Annotated in this window: 14 protein-coding genes and 1 tRNA gene; 10 read left to right on the forward strand and 5 right to left on the reverse strand. The window is 63.0% G+C overall.

Going from position 1 to position 19268, the window contains the following annotated elements:
* The first annotated feature begins 51 nt into the window (after positions 1 to 51).
* The 6 genes from llg_RS10255 (at position 52) to llg_RS10280 (ending at position 8521) form a co-directional block, all read left to right on the forward strand.
* Positions 52 to 1326: a (Fe-S)-binding protein gene (locus llg_RS10255; protein WP_345789197.1), complete on the forward strand. Its 1275-nt coding sequence runs from the start codon at positions 52 to 54 to the stop codon at positions 1324 to 1326.
* A complete protein-coding gene (locus llg_RS10260; RefSeq protein ID WP_338289793.1) occupies positions 1323 to 2474 on the forward strand; it encodes a Gfo/Idh/MocA family oxidoreductase in 1152 nt (383 codons plus the stop codon). The genes llg_RS10255 and llg_RS10260 overlap by 4 nt, the downstream gene beginning before the upstream one ends.
* Positions 2471 to 3544 (forward strand): carbohydrate kinase family protein, encoded by a 1074-nt coding sequence (locus llg_RS10265; RefSeq protein ID WP_338289794.1) that lies wholly within the window; start codon positions 2471 to 2473, stop codon positions 3542 to 3544. The genes llg_RS10260 and llg_RS10265 overlap by 4 nt, the downstream gene beginning before the upstream one ends.
* A 67-nt stretch (positions 3545 to 3611) precedes the next feature.
* A complete protein-coding gene (locus llg_RS10270) occupies positions 3612 to 4466 on the forward strand; it encodes a TIM barrel protein (protein ID WP_338289796.1) in 855 nt (284 codons plus the stop codon).
* Positions 4467 to 4496: 30 nt separating this feature from the next.
* The gene (locus tag llg_RS10275) at positions 4497 to 7358 is read left to right on the forward strand and encodes a hypothetical protein (RefSeq protein WP_338289797.1); all 2862 of its coding nucleotides are present in this window, start codon (positions 4497 to 4499) and stop codon (positions 7356 to 7358) included.
* A gap of 752 nt (positions 7359 to 8110) precedes the next feature.
* A complete protein-coding gene (locus llg_RS10280) occupies positions 8111 to 8521 on the forward strand; it encodes a hypothetical protein (protein ID WP_338289799.1) in 411 nt (136 codons plus the stop codon).
* A 214-nt stretch (positions 8522 to 8735) separates the two neighbouring features.
* Here llg_RS10280 and llg_RS10285 read toward each other — a convergent pair.
* From llg_RS10285 to llg_RS10300, 4 genes are all read right to left on the reverse strand, one after another.
* Positions 8736 to 8812 (reverse strand) — tRNA-Met (locus llg_RS10285).
* Positions 8813 to 8928: 116 nt separating this feature from the next.
* The gene (locus llg_RS10290; RefSeq protein ID WP_338289800.1) at positions 8929 to 11262 is read right to left on the reverse strand and encodes a hypothetical protein; all 2334 of its coding nucleotides are present in this window, start codon (positions 11260 to 11262) and stop codon (positions 8929 to 8931) included.
* 77 nt (positions 11263 to 11339) lie between these two features.
* Positions 11340 to 12488 carry a glutathionylspermidine synthase family protein gene (locus llg_RS10295; protein WP_338289801.1) on the reverse strand — a complete coding sequence of 383 codons (1149 nt, stop codon included), beginning with the start codon at positions 12486 to 12488 and terminating at the stop codon, positions 11340 to 11342.
* 53 nt (positions 12489 to 12541) lie between these two features.
* On the reverse strand, positions 12542 to 13471 hold the full coding sequence (locus llg_RS10300) for a hypothetical protein (RefSeq protein WP_338289802.1): 930 nt from the start codon (positions 13469 to 13471) through the stop codon (positions 12542 to 12544).
* Between the two features lie 191 nt (positions 13472 to 13662).
* Between llg_RS10300 and llg_RS10305 the strand changes: the two genes are divergently transcribed.
* Entirely contained in the window at positions 13663 to 14538 is an 876-nt protein-coding gene (locus llg_RS10305; protein WP_338289803.1) for a hypothetical protein, read from the forward strand.
* Between the two features lie 64 nt (positions 14539 to 14602).
* Here llg_RS10305 and llg_RS10310 read toward each other — a convergent pair whose 3' ends face one another.
* Positions 14603 to 16552 (reverse strand): beta-N-acetylhexosaminidase, encoded by a 1950-nt coding sequence (locus llg_RS10310; protein WP_338289805.1) that lies wholly within the window; start codon positions 16550 to 16552, stop codon positions 14603 to 14605.
* 149 nt (positions 16553 to 16701) lie between these two features.
* On the opposite strand from llg_RS10310, the gene llg_RS10315 reads away from it, so the two are divergent.
* Genes llg_RS10315 through purB form a run of 3 tightly spaced genes read left to right on the forward strand, consistent with a single transcriptional unit; the run spans position 16702 to position 19177 of the window.
* On the forward strand, positions 16702 to 17175 hold the full coding sequence (locus tag llg_RS10315) for a DUF6438 domain-containing protein (protein ID WP_338289806.1): 474 nt from the start codon (positions 16702 to 16704) through the stop codon (positions 17173 to 17175).
* Between the two features lie 51 nt (positions 17176 to 17226).
* Positions 17227 to 17700 (forward strand): hypothetical protein, encoded by a 474-nt coding sequence (locus llg_RS10320; RefSeq protein WP_338289807.1) that lies wholly within the window; start codon positions 17227 to 17229, stop codon positions 17698 to 17700.
* Positions 17701 to 17758: 58 nt separating this feature from the next.
* Positions 17759 to 19177: an adenylosuccinate lyase gene (gene purB, locus llg_RS10325; protein WP_338289808.1), complete on the forward strand. Its 1419-nt coding sequence runs from the start codon at positions 17759 to 17761 to the stop codon at positions 19175 to 19177.
* Positions 19178 to 19268 lie beyond the last annotated feature (91 nt).

A 19268-nucleotide genomic window follows, 5' to 3' on the forward strand; every position in this document is an offset into this window, starting at 1 on the left:
TCCCTTCATCAGATCGATTACTCCATTCTCCAGCAGTGCATGCATTGCGGGATGTGTCTGCCCACATGCCCCACCTATGATGCCACCCGGCGCGAGCGGAACAGCCCCCGTGGTCGGATCTCCCTCATGCGGAGTATTGCGGATGGGGAGCTGGAAATGGGCGAGGAGTTTGCCGCGGAAATGAGCTACTGCCTTGGCTGCCTCGCATGTCAAAGCGCCTGCCCTGCTGGAGTGGACTATGCCCGCCTCTTTGAAACGGCACGGGCCGACATCGAGCAACAGGGCATCCGGGATACCCCGTCACGGATCTTCTGGCGCACGCTGGTGCTGCGCGTGTTGTTCATGCGGCCGCGGCTTTTGAGATGGATGGGCCGTGCCCTGCATCTTTATCAGAAGACCGGCTTGGATCGTCTGGTGCGCCGTCTCGGGCTGACCCGACTGCTCCCTGCGGATCTGCGGCGGCTGGAACCCCAGACGCCACGGATCGAATCGAAGTTCTCCAGCGATCTGATCGCTGCGGCGGAGGAGCCAGCCACGCACGCAAGGTGCCGCGTGGCGCTCCTGACCGGATGCATCCAGGATCTCGCATTCAGTTCGATCAACCGGGATACAGCGGATGTTCTGCTGGCCAATGGCTGTTCCGTGCACACGCAGGAGTGGCAGCCATGCTGCGGTTCCCTGCACGCGCACAATGGCGAACTCGGAATGGCGGCTTCACTCGCCCGCCGGATGATCGATCTGATTCCGCCCGGAGACTATGATGCCATCATCACCAATGCCGGTGGCTGTGGCTCCCACCTTCGCCACTATTCCACCCTCCTTGCGGGGGACCACCGGTATGCAGATCGTGCGAAAGAGTGGGACCGGAAGGTGAAGGACATCCACGAGTGGCTGGTGGACATTCATCCACGGATACCCACGGCATCACCCTTCGAAACCGAGACCTCGGTTACCTACCACGATTCCTGCCACCTTGCCCACGGCCAGAAGGTGGTCAGCCAGCCGAGAGCGATTCTGAAGCTCATTCCCGGTTTGCGTTACATCGAGCTTCCGGAGGCTTCGTGGTGCTGTGGCAGTGCGGGTGTCTACAGCATCACGCAACCTGAGCAATCGGCACGGCTGCAGGAACGGAAGATCGGCCATATCGCGGGCACCGGTGCCTTGATCGTGGCCACCTCCAATCCCGGCTGCCACCTGCACATCGTCTCCGGCCTGCGGGCTGCGGGAATCAATGTCGCCGTGGAGCAGCCCGTCACGCTGCTCGCCCGTGCCTACCGGCGGGAGAAAAAGCCATCCGGCAGCATCGAATCCACCTATCCCTCATGAAAGACATCCATATTGGCATCATCGGCGGCGGTCTCATGGGCCGTGAAATGGCGAGCGCCTTCGCACGCTGGTGCGCGCTTGCCGACGTCACTGTCCGCCCCGTGCTCTCGGCCGTGGCCGACCTCAATCCGGCGACTCTCGAATGGTTCGACTGCATTCCGTCCTGCACGCTCAAGACGACCGACTACAAGGAGCTTCTGGCTGATTCGAGGATCGATGTGGTCTACGTGGCTGTTCCCCACCATTTGCACGAGAGGATTTATCTCGATGTGCTCGCATCCGGAAAGGATCTGTTCGCGGAGAAACCCTTTGGCATCGACCTGGCTTCCGCGCGCAGGATTCTGGATGCGGTCCGGAGCAGTGGCAGATTCGTGCGCTGCAGCTCGGAAATGCCGTTCTTCCCAGGAGCTCAACGGGCGGTGGAAATGGCGCGCGGGGGCAGTCTCGGCCGCATTCTGGAGATCACCTGCGGCTTTCATCACAGCAGCGACCTTGATCCCCACAAGCCTGCGAACTGGAAGCGGATCAGCGCGACCTGCGGAGAGGGCGGCGTGCTCAACGACCTCGGGATGCACGCATGTCACATCCCGCTACGCCTTGGCTGGATGCCCCGCCTGGTCTTCGCCCAGCTCCAGAAGGGATGGCCCCGCCGTCCTGATGGCAGGGATGGCATGGTCGAGTGCGATACCTGGGACAACGCGGTGATCCATGGATGGACGATGGCGGAAGGGCAGGAGGTGCCGCTGAGGTTGGAGATGAAACGGATGGCACCCGGCGCGACCAACACGTGGTTCATCGAAGTCCTGGGCACCGACGGTGGTGTCCGCTTCAGCACGGCCGAGCCCAAGACCTTGCACGTTTTCGAACGCGCCAAGGAACAATGGTGGAAGAGGACGGACCTGGGATTCTCCACCCAGTTCAAGACGGTCACCGGAGGCATCTTTGAGCCGGGATTCCCTGATGTCATCCAGCAGATGTGGGCGGCTTACCTGATGGAGCGGGAAGGGGATTTGGGTAACCGCTTTGGCTGTGCCACGCCGGAGGAGGCGGTGGCGTCGCATGAGATTTTCGCCGCAGCCCTGGAAGCTCATGTTCAGGGCTCCGTCGTCTGTTTGGCAAAATCACCCCAAGCAGCTTCCAGGGTATGAGTTCCAAACGCAGAGGCATCTTCGCCGCCGGGAACTTCATCGTGGATCACGTGAAGATCATCGATTCGTTCCCGGAACAGGACACTTTGGTTCATATCCTCAGCGAGTGCCATTCGAATGGGGGAGGTCCCTACAACATCCTGAAGGACCTCGCGGCAATGCAGGTGGGTTACCCGCTCCATGCCTGCGGCATGGTCGGGGACGATGCGGATGGGCGATGGATTATCCGCGATTGTTCCGCCCATGGAATCGATGTCGGCCAGCTTCGGATCTCCTCATGCCAGCCAACGTCGTATACCGATGCGATGACCGTCCGTGACAGCGGCAGACGCACGTTCTTCCATCAAAGGGGAGCCAACGATCTCTTCGCGGTGGATGAACAAGAGATTCGGGCCAGCAAGGCCTGCATTTTTTATCTCGGCTACCTCATGTTGCTGGCGGGGCTGGATACATTCGATGATTCCGGAAGAAGTGGGGCTTCCCGGCTGCTGGAGGCGGCGTCCTCCGCGGGCATGATCACTGCTGTGGATCTCGTCAGCGTCGACCACTCTTCCTATCGTGAGCTGGTCCTCGCTTCCCTGCATTATACCGATCATCTGCTGCTCAACGAATTGGAGGCATCCAAGGTGCTCGATGCTTCATTGTCGGCGGACAGTCCGGAGCAGATGATGTCTGCGGCGATGGCCATCTTGAAATTGGGTGTCAGATGCACGGTGACGATCCACTCCTCCAGAGGAGCCGTATGCGCATCGAGCAATGGAGAGACGGCCACCCAGGCCGCCTTGCGTCTTCCCCCGGATTTCATCGCAGGTGCCACCGGAGCGGGGGATGCCTTCGCCGCAGGGTTCCTTCACGGCATTCATGAGAATCTGGCGATCGGGCGCTGCCTTCATATTGCCACATGCACGGCCGCCGCATCCCTTGGTGATCCTTCTCCCTCCGCCGGGCTGCGTCCGGTGGATGAATGCGTCGAGCTCGCCGAGCGATTTGGATTCGTACCGTTCGGCTCGGAAAATTCCGTGAGACAATCATTGCAGGGGCTGATCTCGGGGTCGCAGAGAACGGCCTGAAGCATCCCGTAGACTCTACTACTACACCATGATCCATAATCGTACATCCACCTGCGTTCCTCCCGTCATGACGCGCGGCCGATTCCTGGCGATAATCGCCAGCGGGCTGGCAGTTTCGGCCGGTGCCTTCGGAGCTGATCCTGTCGGGGAAAACGCAGAAGTGAAGATCGGCTGCCAGAGCTACACCTTCCGGCTGTTCTCTATTCATGAGGCCATCGAGAAGACGGCCGAGGCCGGAGGGAACTCCATCGAATTGTGTTTGGGTAAAAGCCTGGGTCCGCAGGATTCAACTCCACTGGATGCAAACATGAGCGAGGAAAAAATCGCGGCATTGGTGGAGCACATCCGGAAGAGCGGCATCGTCAACATCAGTTGTTTCACTGCGATTCCGAAAGACGAGGGCAAGGCGCGAACCCTCTTCACATTCGCAAAAAAAATCGGAGCCCGGTCCCTGACCACCGAGTCCGTCGAGTCCTTGGACACCATCGAGAAGATGGTGAAGGAGTTCGATTTCCGCGTTGGTTTCCACAATCATCCGAAAAAACCCGGTGACCCGAACTACAAGCTGTGGGACCCGTCCTATGTGAAGGACCTTGTGAAAGACCATGATCCCCGCATCGGCTCGTGCTCCGATATAGGCCATTGGGCGACCTCCGGGCTGAATCCGGTCGAATGCCTGAAGACGCTCGAAGGCCGGGTCATCAATCTGCACATCAAGGACCGGACCGCCATCGGCAAGGCGACTACCGATCAGATTCTCGGTCGCGGGGTGCTCGACATTCCGGCTGTGCTCGGCGAGCTCAAGCGGCAGAAGTTCCAAGGATGCCTCTTCATCGAATATGAAACGAATTGGGAAAAAAGCGTTCCCGACGTCCGCCAGAGCGTCGAGTTCGTGCGTAAGACGGCTGCAACCTTGAAGTAAGATTTTCTTCCCCCTGCCAGAGCCACATTCATGAGATCCTCTCCTGTTGATTCACTCGTTTTGACCGCGTGCGCCTTGCTCATCCCGATGGCAGGGGTGTGCGCGGGTGCGAGTGCCTATGAGGCACTGTCGCTGCGAAGCGATCTGAGCCCACTTCCCTACTACGCGACCAGCGGTGGTCGTGAAGGAAAGCGTTTCACTGAAGCTGCCGTGAACCGCTACCGGATCTACGATTTCTATGCCCGGCAGGGGGACTATTATCTCACCAATCCCTCCGACAAGCCGGATGTCCTGCCTCCATTTCCCGAGTTGGATGGCGGACGTCGCGGCCATTGGGGCGGAACCAACGACCGTGATTCCGGTGCATACGACCGACCGAAGGGGCCGGACTTCACCGCTGTCACTTCGCGTCTGGGCAAGGGGTTGTTTCATGTCCTGGCGGGTCCCAGCGATGATCCGGCGGTGATCGTGTTCAATGGGCTCACGGATTCGTTCGAGGGTTTTTACCCGAAGGCGAAGCTGTCCGTTCCACGGCACAATTTCGGATTCGCCGTGGATCGATTCGGGTTTCGATTGGATGTCACCGGCAAAGCGACACTGGCTGCCTCCGGTGGAGATTGGCTGAAGGATGGCAAGAAAACGGGCCGATTTGCCGGCTACTATGTGCAGGGATCATCCGCCGTCTTCCGTTCCGAGGTGGCAGGCGCGCAACTTCTGGAGCGTCCCTCTGTGGTTCTTTCGAAGGATGGTTCCCAGCGGTTTCTTTCCCGTGATTTCGAGTTCGTGTCGGCCACACAGGGGGGGATGGAGTTCCGGTTGCCGCAGATCGCCGATCTGGCCAAAGGAGCCGCGGTGAAGTGGAGCGCGGAGACGGGAGGGGGAACCGGCGAGCAGTTCCTGCGCTGCCAAGCCGGAGATGTGGTGGCTCTCTATCGCCTCATCGTGGGCAGTGGCCTCTCGGTCGATGCACGGAACGAGAATGGCAGCCTCCTTTTGACAGCAGCACCGGTCGGCGCGCGGCTGCTGGTGATGAGCTGGAGTGGTGTGGAGAAAGAGGTGGCGGTGGCCAAGGAGGCGCTCGCGGCGATACCGATGCCAATGAAGAATTCCGCTCCATTCTCCTGTCTGGGAGGTGGTCCGTCGCGGTTTCCGCAGACCATCACCGTCTCAGGCAGACTTGATGCCGATCCTGCAAGCCGCGGCGGCGCGTATGTCATCGATGACATTCCACTGCCGATGGAGAACAACCCCTATCGCACGCCGATGACCCTCAGCGGCATCGCTTTTGCGGAGGATGGAACCGCCTATATCTCGACCTTGGTCGGAGACGTGTGGAAGGTCACTGGCTTGGAAGGCGACCTCAAGAACGTCGTTTGGAAGCGCTATGCTTCCGGATTGGATCTACCGATGGGGGTCGTGGTGGTGGACGGTGTGCCCCATGCGAGCGCGCGGCACTTCATCTTCCGTTTGGTGGATCTGAATGGCGATGGCGAGGCGGACTACTATGAACGGTTCAGCCGCGAGGACATCCCGTATGCGGATGAATGTGGCCGGGACCTGCAGCGGGATGCGGCGGGCAATTTCTACTTCAATTCCAGATCGGGAATCTTCCGCCTCGCGGCGGATGGCACCGGCCTTGCGAAGGTCGGTGAGGGATCTCGGAATCCGCTGGGAATGGCGGTTCGCAAGGATGGGCTGGTGCTCTCGGATTCATCCGAGGGAGACAGCAACAATGGCACCTGCACGATCTTCGAGTCCGAGCATGTGGAGAACAAGAACACCACCGCCAAGCGTCGGCGCATCATGTATCTGCCACGGGGCGTGGACAATTCTCCCGGCAGACGTCTATTCATGGAGGAGTCCCGCTTCGGGCCGTTGGGGCAATCCCTTCTGGGCGTCAGCTACGGGACCGGCACGTGGTACTACATGGTGCGTGATGCGGCGGAAGGAACTCCCCAGGCGGCCTTGGTGCCCATGCCGGGGAATTTCTCCAGCGGAGCATGCCGGGGTGCCGTGCAGCCACGCGATGGGCAGGTGTTTGTCGCGGGACTGGATGGGTGGGGGGACTATGCGACCAGTGAAGGATGCCTCCACCGCGTCCGCTGGACCGGCCGGGATGCAACCGTGCTCACGGGCTGGAAAGCGTGCCGGAACGGGCTGTTGTTGACGTTCAATCACGGACTCTCCGGCAAGCTCCCCGCGCCCGATCAATGGTTCGTGCAGGAGTGGAACTACCTCGACACGCCCAGAACCTATGGTTCTCCCGAATACTCGGTGAGAAATCCGGACAAGATCGGTCATGACCGCCTCGCGGTTCGTTCCGTTCATCCGGTCGGTGATGGATCGGTGTTTCTGGAAATCCCCGATCTGCAACCCGCCATGTGCCTCCAGGTGCATGCGAGGCTGGAAGACGCCAAGGCGCAGCCGCTTCCTCTCGATGCTTATTTCACCCTCAACCATCTGATGGCGGATCACTCCGCCGCGCCTGTTGCGCCAGAAGGAAAGAGCGTCACGCTGGTGGTCCCGGAGCGCGATTCGAACGGGGATACCTATCAGAACATTGTCACCTATTTCGATCAATTGTACGGTCGCGCTACGGCGGATCGTCCCGTGAGCGCGCCGCTTTCCTATCGCCGGGAGGATCTTACCTACACGTGGCTGAAGAAGAACCTCATCGAGGTCCAGTGCATGCCCTGCCACGGCTCCGGCACCCAGCACGACTTCACCACCTATGAGGGGCTGATGAGGAAGGTGGATCTTCAGAACCCCGACAAGAGCCCTATCCTTGGAATGCTGAAAACGAAGAGCATGCCACCCTATCCTCTGCCCTCGGTGCCCACCGCCACATGCGATGCGATCAAGGAGTGGATCAAGCTGGGAGCTCCGAAGTGAGAGCGCCGTCACTCTGACAAACACCAGAAACCGAAAAGATGAAATCCTGCCGCAACCATGGTCCGGTTCCTCTCGGTGATCTCCGAGCCATCCGTGATCAATCAGGCTAATTGGCGGCTCGCTCCGAAGGGCAACTACCGAGCGCGGCTGTGACACTCCATGATTTTGCATGGAGCACTCACGGAGTGCTCATGGAGATTTAGTCCATGGTGCCGGTGTAAAGGCCGGTCCGTTGGGTGAGGTGGCTAGCGCCAAAGCCTCCGCTGTTTACAAACGAACTCTGCTTGCTGCCACCAGAACCGATGGGCAAGAAGCGCTGCCCGAAAGTATGGCATCGGTCTTCCTTGCTCCCACCCTTCCCAGGTTCTTTTAGAGACGCCAGCGACTTTACAGGATTCGCTCCAATTGTGCTCCCGTAGGTCATTGAGCCACTCCCTTTGCGCCATCTTCCAGCATTCTTCGAGGAGCTCTCCGATAGCTGGCATGTTTTCTTTCCCGCCCGACTCCAAGTCCACCCACCTACACAAACCGTCTGTAGACGGCAGCACTCCGGATCGAGGGCGATTGGCAATAGGGATAGGAAGGTAGCCAGCGGGAATCCCCCTAGGGTCGATGGGTGAGCCGGGGACTCCGCGCCAAAGCGTCATACGCATAGAATGCGTATGGCGCTTAGCGAGGTTCAAGAATATTTCGCTAATTATCAGTATGTTGTGAAATAATTTGCCTCAGGTTTTTGACGCCATAGTAACTGTATGGCCGAAACCATATACACCCAATTGTCATTGTTCGGTGAGGAGATCGCTATCGACATTCCCAAACCTCTAGCTTGTGCCTTAGCGAGGCCCTCCGGGACGGAGATTCTGGCCGCACTTCAGCTCAGCAGCGAACTGGTGAAGATCCTCCAGAATGGGGCCCTTCCCGGCAACGATGTTGCAGCATCGACTGCTCGCGGTCTCTTCGGAATCCAATTTACAAATAGCATTCGAGCACCACTTCGCGATCTGTCGCTGGGAAACCTGTTGGCCGGGAGCTTTCCCGAAAGGGTTCGACCCGAGGCAAGAAGCGTAAGGGCTGCCAAACGTCGGTGGGCGGCCCATCTTCTGAAACGATGGCCATCGGTGGAAATTCACCTGCGCGAGATCGCTCAGGGAGAAACCTTCTAGCGGACCAATCCCCCGATCTAGTGGATGAGGTTTGATAGCATCCGGCATCAACCGGGCGATGCTTCAGTGGAGCATTAGCCCGGATTTTTCCGTGCAACACTCCGTGCAATAGAATCGCCAAAAGCGCGCATTTTGGTGCATTTCGCTGCATTTTGGGATCACCGGTCCTAAAAGGCGAAAGCCGTTGAACTCTTTCGAATTCAACGGCTTTCATTGGTTGCGGGAGTAGGATTTGAACCTACGACCTTCAGGTTATGAGCCTGACGAGCTACCGGGCTGCTCCATCCCGCGATTCCATTTGGTCACCCCTTGCGGGGCGGGGCGGGAACCTAGTCGGGCGGAGCCGGGTTGTGCAAGAGGAATGTGAAGGATTTTGCGAAATTCCCGCGGTGGTGGCTATCCCGTGGTCAGGGGGTGACGGGGGCCAGGCGCATGAAGTGGTGGGCGGCGCCTGCCGGGGCATCGAAGATCAGGCCGGTGCGGAAGGCATCGCCACGGATCGAGAGGCCTTCCACCAGGGGGAAGGAGGCGAAGTCGGCACCGATGCGGAACAGGGAGGTCCATGCGGAGAGATCGGGCGAGGATTGCAGGACGATGGGCCGCCAGTAGGGTGCGGTGTCCAGATTCATGCTGAAACGGTGGCGTCCTTCCGGCGTCACGGATAGCAGGAGCGCCAGGGCGGCTGGCTCGGGATCGGGGAGGCTGTTGTGGCAGGCGAGCAGGGTGGTGCGGGAGTAGCTGCCCCGTGTTTCGTTCCGGGTTGCGGCGAGGGTCAGGCCACCGCGGGAGTCCGCCGCGAGTTTGATTTGGGAGCCGAACTTCGTGTTGTTGGCCACTGGTGTGATGAAGCGCTGCCGCCAGCGATTGCCCACCTTCTCGGCATGGACGAGCACATTGCGTGTCAGGCCGTAATCCAGAAGACGGCGGTAGATCACCATCGGGCGGTTGCCGGCCATGGCGAAGCCGATCTGAGTGGAGAGCACGTCCACGTAGTCCAGCTTGCCGAGCGTGTAGCTGCCGTTTTTCCCGGCGAGTGAGTAGAGCCAACCGTTGTTGCAGAATACGGCGTGAACCATACCATCGCTGGCGATGCCGAGGCCCGGGATCTTGCAGTTCGTCGCCGCGTATTCGTGGACCCAACCGGACGCGCCACGTCGGAAGAGCCCTTTCTCGGTGAACATCCACGAAACGCCTCCGGGATCCAACGCGAGAGCACATTGCTGGCCGGATGACCCCGTCGAGGTGACGGTCTCTACGGTCCATGTGCTGCCGGTCTTCACGGCATACATGATGGCTGCGGAAGAGGTGCCCATGCCGGTGTAGAACCCGACATGCGGCCGCTTGGCGCCATCGATCGCGAGCGCATAAACATTGTCCGAGCTGGAGGAGGTGACGGATACGGGCAAGCTGCTGATTTGCATTTTTCCATCGCTGCCCGGGGTGGCGTATTTACCGGTCGCGCCGTTGAAGGCTTGGAGTACGCCCAGATTGTCATAGGCATAGTTCCATCCCGGGCTGGGCAGGTCCACCACAGCGGACTGCCACAGACCGCCGGTTTTGGAAAACTTCAGTTCACTGGTCAGCCAGGCGAAGAGTTTGGGATCGCCCGCTGGATCGAGTGCGAGGGAATCGAGAGTGGCGCTGCCCTGTTCATAGGTGGTGAGGTCTTCGGGGGTGTCCCAGGTCTGCGGGATTAGGGTTTCGTAGCGCAGGAGGGATTGGTCCTGCCCGAGGAGATGGAAGGCGCCATCGGCATCCGCCAGCACCTGATAGGAAGAGGGGCATGGCGAGATGCTCCACACGCCATTGATGCGGGAGATCAGGTTTCCAAGCTGGGTGGCGCGGATGGTGCCATCCGGGGCGGTGGCTGCACTGCTGACGTCGAGGTTATCGCCGGGGATCGGGACGGCCACGCCGCTGCCGTCCGGGAGGAGCGGCAGGAATACCGGGGGATAGTTCATTCCCGGAGTGCCGATCAGGTATGGCTCACCGGAGGGGCCGGCGAAGAGCGCGCCGAGCGTGCCTGCACCGGTGGCGGCGAGCCGGGTCCACTGGCTCCCGGCCTTGACCGCGTAGTAGGCTTGGGCCGCGTTCTGGTCCGTGACGGATGCCCATGCGATCGTCACCGCATCGCCGGGTGAGACGAGGAGTGCGATTTTCCCAATGGAGCCCGTTTGCTGGAGCACGTTTTCCTCGGTCCATGCCGAGCCCTGGTGTTTCAGGAGTTTCACCTGGGTGGAGCCGAAGCCGGTCCCATCCTTCGTGACCACCACGAACGGTTCGCCGTCGGAGGTCATGGCGAGGTCCCAACTGGTGGAGAGCGAGTTCGAGAATACGATCTCCGGCGTGGTCCAGCCGGTGGCGGTGCGGCGCGAGCAGAGGATGGTCCGGTAGGTATTGCTGTAGTAGGCCCACGCGACGGCGATGTGGCTGCCGCTCGAGACCACACGGAGCGTGTCGATTTCAGTCGGCAGAGTGAACATCAGATCGTCCCGGCGGTTGCCGTTCTCCCAGACCACGCTCCGCAGGCACGGTGCGGCGGTCCGGTCGAGATAGACGACGAAGGGGTTGCGTCCTTCGGTCAGTACCATGCGCGCCCAATCCCCGGAGTAGCTCGCGGAATTGGTCCACGTGGTTTTGTCCGCCAGGGTTTCGCTGCCCCAGGTCATGCCGGAGGAGCCTGCATGCGCCTGGAGGATGAGGCTGAAAAGGGTGAGGATAATCAGGTGAAGTCTTATCATGGGCGCGGCGAAAATGTGGCGACGCGCGGAGGATGCGAGGAAAATTCCAGCTCCCGGGGAGCGCCGGGCACTCAGGCTCACCCTTCCAGGGCGTGGGCGAGGAAGCGGCTGGTGTTGCGGGTGATGGGGCCGTCGTCCTCGCGGACGGAGAGGCCGCGGCAGGTGTCGCCGACCATCCAGGCACCCCAGACGCAGGAGCGGTGGCCGTCCTGGAGGAGGTCGGCCTTTTGCTGGTAGACGAGCGGGCTGTCCGTGTAGTCGCCGCCGGAGTCCGCGGTGATGCGGCCTTGTTCGAAGATGCGGACGTTGGCGCCCTCGCGGCCGAGCAGGGGCTTGGCGACGTAGCGGTCGATGCCGGCGCGCTGGAGATCGGCGAAATCGAGCGAGGCGGGCAGGAGCAGCGGGTGGCCGGGATTGAGTTCCCAGAGGATGGGGAGGAGGCCCTTGTTCGAAAGGAGCATTTTCCAGATCGGCTCGGTGAAGAGGGCGCGGTGCGCGGGGACGTGGCGGAAGGAGTCCTCCGCGGCCATCCATTCCCAAGGGTAGAGCTTGAAGAGGCGCTGGATGCGGCGTTCCTCGAGGTCGGTGAAATAGCCGTCCGGGTGGACGCCGAGTTCGTGCATGCCAAGCATGACGGTTTCCTTGCCGGCTTGTCCGGCGGTTTCGGCGAGGTAGGCAATGGTCTGGCGGTCCTCGTGGGAGTCCCAGACGCAGGCGAAGTGGATGAGGGGCTCGGGGAAGAGGGACCAGCGTTCGACGAGGGCCTCGTGGAGGGAATTGAGCTGGTCGAGGTGCGGGGTGGTGTCCTCCAGCCATTGCCATTGGATGACGGCGGCTTCGAGCAGGGAGGTGGGGGTGTCGGCGTTGTATTCGAGGAGCTTCGGCGGGCCTTGCCCGTTCCAGGCGAGATCGAAGCGGCCGTAGAGCGGAACATCGCCGGCGCGCCAGGATTCCTCGATGAGGGGAATGGCGGCGGCGGGGAGGGCGAGGCGGTCCCACCAGCCGCGGGCGATGATTTCCTCGCAGGCGTGGAGGCAGAGCCGGTGGAGTTCGTTGGCGGCGTCCTCGAGGACCTCGGCGGCGGCGAGGGAGAGGGTGACGTGGCGGCCTTCGGCCCAGTAGGGCTGGCCGTCCGCGCTGTGCCAGGTGAGGCCGGCTTGTTCGACGCGTTCCTTCCAGTTGTGGCGGCGCAGGCGTTCCTGGATGCGGATGGGGTGATCGGGCATGGAGGGAAAATGAAACCGCGAATCAACGCGAATCGACGCGAATGGAGAGGGGATCAGGAAGAGGAGGAGCTGCCGCCGCTGCTGCCGAAGCCGCCGCGGGAGGAGGGCGAGGAGCTGGAGGAGGAGTGGGTGCTGCCGGATGAGGTGCTGCCCGAGGAGGAGGAGGCGTGGCTGCCGCTGGTGGTGGACGAGGAGGAGCCGGAGGAGGGGCGCGAGGTGGTGCCGGAGGATGAGTGGGAATCGCTGCCGCCGCTGTCGTGGGAGGAGCTGGAAGAGGTGGTACTACTGCGTGAGCCGTAGGAGGAGCCGGAGGTGGTGGTGCGGGAGGAGCTGCCGCCGCCGTAGCTGTAGGAGGAGGTGCGGGCCTGTTCGTCGCGCTGGCGGCGGTAGTTGCTCTCGAAGAGCGGGGCGCGCTGGCTGAAGCTGGAGAAGCCGGGGCCGGGGGAGTAGGAACCGCGGTTTCCGGAGAGGAGCCAGTACATGGCGAGGGCGGTGCCGAGGCCGGGGCCGGAGGAGTGGCTCTGGTTCTGGTATTGGACGGCCTGCTCGGCGGTGGCGTCGAGTTTCTGCTGTTGTTTGGCGAGGGCGTCGTCGACGCGCTTCAGGGCCTCGGGCGAGGGGCGGCTGGCGGGGACGTCTTCGGGGCCGGGGGCTTCGGCCCAGGTGTTGTTGACGAACCATTTTCCATCCTGCTGCTTGTTGTAGGAGTGCTCGTAGAAGTCATGGGAGGCGGCGTGGTAGTAGCCGACGTCGTCGATGCGGAAGTTGTTCGGCACTTGGCCGGAGAGGAGCTGGTCGCGCTGGTCGTCGAGCTCGGCGATGAGGCGCTTCGACTCGGACTCGTAGTTGGCCTGGGCCTGGCGGGCCTGGCGTTCGGAGGAATCGCAGCTCGTGAGGGTGAGGGTGCTGCCCGCCAGGATGATCCAGGTGGAAAGTTGCAGGATGCCGCCGCGGGTGATGGGAAGGGAGGAGGCGCGTTTCATGGCGAGCGTCGAAGATAGGGGCTTTCCGCCGGGCCAGTCAATGCAGGTTCGATTCCAAAGGCGGCGCTTGGTTCCAATCGGAGAAATGATCAGTCAGCAGTGATCAGAGAAGAGGCGGACCGGGGGATCTCATCGTTTGGGATTTTGGATTTCGTGCTTAGTGCCAGGGCGAAGCTGTGCTGGGTTGGGGCATGGTCACTGACGCGCCTGCTTTCCTGTCCGCCGCCGCCTGGCGGGAGCGGGAGCGCGCGCACCGGGCGCGGGCGGAGCGGTGGACGCTTCCGGCGCGGGAGCGGAGGGGACGGCGGGTGCCGCACCCGATCGATGATTTCCTGTTCGTGTACTATCCGTTTTCCTTCGGGAAGCTGGAGGCGTGGCATCCGGGGATGGGGACGGCGCTGGAGGTGGGGGAGGAGGTGCCGGAGGCGTTCACGCGGGAGCCTTACCGGGTGACGGGCGGGGTGGCGTTCCTGGACGCGGGGCTGCTGGTGGAGAAGGACCGGCAGCGGCTGCGGTGGACGCTGGAGCTGCTGGAGGCCACGCGGGACCGCGCGCCGAACTTCGCGTGCCACGGGCTGCACGAGTGGGCGATGGTGTATCGCGGCAAGGAGGTGCGCCATGAGAAGACGACGCCGCTGCGGCTGCCGCAGGAGGAGATCGACGCGGTGGTGGAATCGCGGCCGGTGGTGTGCTCGCATTTCGACGCGTTCCGGTTTTTCGCGCCGGAGGCCCAGCCGCTGAACCGGCTGCAGCCGACGCTGATGGATCGCCCGGGCTTCGAGCAACCGGCGTGCATCCACGCGAACATGGACCTCTACAAGTGGGCGGCGAAGTCGATGCCGTGGATCGGCGCGGAGCTGCTGCTGGATTGTTTCGAGCTGGCGGTGAAACTGCGGGACCTGGACATGCGGGCGAGCCCGTATGATCTCGGCGCGTGGGGCCGGGTGCCGGTGCGGATCGAGACGCCGGAGGGGCGGCGCGAGTATGAGGGCGAGCAACGCGCGCTGGCGGCGGAGGCGGCGGTGCTGCGTGGCCGGTTGATCGCGGCGCTGGGGTGGGTGCGATAGACGCAAAACGACCGGCAAGGAGTGTCCTCGCCGGTCGTTTCGATAGGGGTGGGAGAAAAGGCGGTCAGTCCGCCTTGCGGAAGTTGATGGAGCCGGTGGAGTCGGTGGAGTCGGTGCCTTCGTGGCTGTCCGCGGTGGCGCGCAGCGTGAGCTTCGCGGTGGCGGGGACGGCGGATTTCACCTCCAGGGTGTAGGCGGCGTTTTTCGGTTGGCCACCGGTGAAGCCGCGGTGGGCGTCGGTGGCGATGACCTTGCCATCGGCGAGGAGCTCGATCTTGTCGAACCACAGGCCGAAGCCGCCGCTTTCATAGGCGGGGGTGGCGGTGTAGGTGCCGGGGGCGAGGGGGCCGGCGAGCGGGCCTTCCAGGGTGACGTCGGTGCGGGCGGGGCTGAGGGCGGCCTTGTCCCACTGGACGGGTGGCAGCGGCTCGAGCTTGCGGTAGTTCACCTTCATCGCGTCGAGGCGCTTGGCGTGGACGGCGAGGCGTTGCTGGAAGCTCTTGAAGTCCTTGTTCGCGGCGATCGTCCAGGTGGTTTCGCCGAGGGCGACGGCGCGCGGGTAGGCCTGGTATTCGACGTGTTCGGGCTTCGGCATCAGCTCGGTCCAGAGCTGGGCCTGGGCACCCCATAGGTTCTGCTTCTTGTCCGCGGCCACGTTGGGCAGGTCGCAGTTGAAGTTGTAGACGGAGCGCAGGGTGATGGGGCCTTTGTAGAGCGCCTGGTTGTCGCCCGGATCGCTGGTCTGGTAGGAGTCGAAATAGAGCGGGCCGACGGGGCAGAGGATGACGGGGTTGCCCTCGTTGGCGACCTTGGCGGCGGTGCCCATGGAGAGCCAGGGCATGACCACGGCGTTTTTCGGCGTGCCACCGTGGGTGATTTCCTCCCAGCCGACGGCAACGCGGCCTTGCTTCGCGACGTGGGCGGACATCTGCTCGAAGAGCCAGCTCTGGAGGGCGTTCTCGTCCTTCAGGCCGAGTTCCTTGATGCGCTGCTGGATGTATTCGCTCTGTTTCCACTGGCCCTTCGGGGCTTCGTCGCCGCCGAAATGGATCCACTTGCCTGGGAACAGGGCCATCGTTTCATCCAGGATGTCCTTGAGGAAGTTGAGGGACTTTTCATCGACATTGATGAGATCCGGCGAGTGGTTCGACTTCACCACGGGGGCCTTGCCGGTGGTGGAGAACTCCGGATAGGCGGTGAGCATGACCATGGCGTGCGCGGGGAACTCGATCTCCGGCATGATGGTGATGTGGAGCTTCGCCGCGTGCTCGACGACTTCCTTCACGTCCTCCTGGGTGTAGAAGCCGCCGCCGTGGAAACTGCCGTAGTGGAACTTCGCCTTCACCGAGTGGTCGGTGGGGTCCTCGCCGGGATAGGACGCGGGCTGGTCCTGGCCGACCTGGGTGAGCTTCGGGTACTTCTTGATCTCCAGACGCCAGCCTTCCGAGTCCACGATGTGCCAGTGGAAGCGGTTCATCTTCTGGGTGGCCATCACGTCGAGGTACTTCAGGACGAACTCCTTCGGCATGAAATGGCGGGCGGTGTCGAGGTGCAGGCCGCGCCACGGGAAGGCGGGGGCGTCCTCGACGGAGACGCAGGCGAGATCGGCGGCCACCGGCTTGTTGGCGGCGTCATTGCCATAAACCTGCGGTGGCAGGAGCTGGAGCAGGGTCTGCACGCCGTAGAAGACGCCGGCGGAGTCGCCACCCTCGATGAGCGCGCCCTGTGGGGTGACCTTGAGGCGGTAGCCCTCGGCGGGCAGGCCGGAGGCGATGGCGAGCTTGATCGGGCCAGCCTTGTCGAGGGACACGGGGTGGCCGAGGCCGTTCTTCAGGCGGGTGCCGAGGTAGCTGGCCTCGTTTTTCAGCTCGTCCGGGGCGCTGATGCCGACGGTGGCGGGGAGCTTGAAGGTGCCGTCCGCCCGCTGCACGGAGCGCGGTTGCGGGATGAGCGGCAGGGATTCCACGGCAAAGGCGGTGGCCGACAGGGCGATGGTGGTAAGCAATAGACGCATGACAGACAAAAGGACCGGCCCCGATACGAGCAGGGCGTGCGGGTTCTGTCGATGGGGGAGGGGGTGGTCGGGGGAGGAGACCTCCAGCGGGGGATTGCGGAGGGATTCGCGGATTGAAGGCGGGGGGCTGTTTCCGCTATCCTGCCACGATGAGAAAGGCGCTGCTCCTCGTCATGGCGATGCTGGGGCTGGCGGGATGCGGGCGGCGGAATACGGCTGAAGTGGCACGAACGCTCGCGGCTCCGGTGGAGAAGATTCTGCTGCGCCGGACGGCATGCTTCGGCCGATGCCCGGTCTACACGGTGAGCTTTTGCCGGGACGGGCGCGCGGAGTTGCAGGCTGAGGCGCATCTGTCTCGGCGTGGGAGCTTCACGGGACGGATTGAGGCGGCGGCTTTCGCGGAGTTATCCGAACGGATCGGGAACGGGAAGTTCGATCGTTTCGCGCCTCGCTATGATGCCGCTTACACGGATGCCCCGTCCTGTACGGTCACGGTCTTGCGGGCGGATGGGGCGGGAAGCTCGGTTTATGAATACGGCAGCGAGGGGCCGGACGGGCTCCATGTGATCCAGAAGGCGATCGACGCGGCGCGGGACGGCATCGATTGGCAGCCGGTGAAATGACGTGCAGGCTTTTGGCTCGCCAGCGTCACCAGCCTGCCCCGACTCTGGGCCATGTCCGCCATCGATCTCGAACGTCTCACCGCCTACCACGAGGCCGGGCACGCCGTGATCGCGCTGTCGCAGGGGCGGATGCTCCAGGAGGTCAGCATCGTGCCGAAACTGCGGCGGCTGGGGCACTGCGAGGTGAAGAAGGGCACGGCGAAAAAGCTCAAGGACACCCTTGAAACCGATCTTCTCATTCTGCTCGCCGGGATGGCGGCGGAGGCGCGGCTCACCGGGCGCTACCACCTGTCCGGCGCGGCGCAGGATTTGGAAATGGCGCGGCGGCTGGCGGAAATGCGGGCTCCGAACCCGCGCCAGGGCGAGCGCCTGCTGGAGCGGACGCTTGCCAAGGTGGAGCACCTGCTGGAGGACGCCGGCACCTGGGCCGCGGTGGAAGCGGTGGCGGAGGAACTGTGCAAGTCCCGGAAAATCAGTGGTCGCGCGGCCCGGCATTTCTACGAGCTGGCCATCGCCCGGCGGTGAAGCCGGGGTGGTCCTCCGGGGCTTGCGCTGTTCGGCCGGGTTTCCTACGGTCCGCCGCGTGATTCCCAACGTCCTCGCCGAACGCTACGCCTCCTCCGCCACCCAAGCCATCTGGTCCGCCGAGGGCCGCATCGTGCTGGAGCGGGAATTCTGGATCGCGGTGATGAAGGCCCAGCGCGATCTCGGTCTGGACATCCCGGCCGAGGCGATCGCCGCCTATGAAAAGGCGAAGGACAGCGTGGACCCCGGCTCGATCATGGCCCGCGAGCGGATCACCCGCCACGACGTGAAGGCCCGCATCGAGGAATTCAACGACCTCGCCGGCCACGAGCACATCCACAAGGGCCTCACTTCCCGCGATCTCACCGAGAACGTCGAGCAGCTCCAGGTGTTCCGCTCGCTGGAAGTCATCCGGGACAAGGCGGTGGCCACGCTCAAGCGCCTGCGCGTCCGCTCGGAACAATGGGCCGATGTGGTGATCACTGCCCGCACCCACAACGTCGCCGCGCAGCCGACCACGCTCGGCAAGCGCATCGCGATGTTCGGCGAGGAGTTGCTCGGTGCCTTCCACGCGCTGGAGGACGTGATCGCCCGCTACCCGGTGCGCGGCCTGAAGGGCGCGGTCGGCACGCAGATGGACCAGCTTTCCCTGTTCGAAGGCGATGCCGCGAAGGTGGCGGACCTGGAGAAAAAGGTCGTCTCCCACCTCGGCATCCCGGCGGTGTGGACGAATGTCGGCCAGGTTTATCCGCGCTCGCTCGATTTCCGCGTGGTGTCCGTGCTCACGGACCTCGCCAGCGGCCCGTCGTCGTTCTCGAAGACGCTGCGTCTGATGGCCGGCCACGAGACCGCCAGCGAGGGCTTCGCGCCCGGCCAGACCGGATCGAGCGCCATGCCGCACAAGATGAACTCCCGCTCGTGCGAGCGAGTGAACGGCTTCCACGTGATCCTGAAGGGCTACCTCGCCATGGCCGGCGGCCTCGCGGGCGACCAGTGGAACGAGGGCGACGTGTCCTGCTCCGTGGTCCGCCGCGTGATGCTGCCGGACGCGTTCTTCGCGCTCGATGGCCTCTTCGAAACCTTCCTCACCATCCTCGATCAGATGGACGCCTACCCGGCGGTCATCGCAAAGGAGAACGCCCACTACCTGCCGTTCCTGATGACCACCACCATCATGATGGAAGCGGTGAAGGCCGGTGTCGGCCGCGAAACCGCGCACAAGGCGATCAAGGAGCACGCCGTGGCCACGGTGAACGACCTGCGCGTCGGCAAGACCACGGTGAACGATCTGGTCGTCCGCCTCGCGGGCGACGAGCGAATCCCGCTCACCGGCGAACAGCTCGCCGCCATCGTGGCGGAGGGCGAGAGCAACGCCGGTGCCGCGCGCGCCCAAGTGGCCGCCTTCGCCGCCGCCGTCAGCGCGATCGAAGCCGCCCACCCCCAGGCCGCGGCCTACGCGCCGGGATCGATTCTGTAAGTAGCACAAACATTCTTGTTTGTGGGTGTGGGGAGCGGACCGTTTTGATGGCCCGTGCGTTCCCCACACGCTCCGCTGCGAGGGCTCACAA

The organism is Luteolibacter sp. LG18, from assembly GCF_036322585.1.
Taxonomy (GTDB): domain Bacteria; phylum Verrucomicrobiota; class Verrucomicrobiia; order Verrucomicrobiales; family Akkermansiaceae; genus Luteolibacter.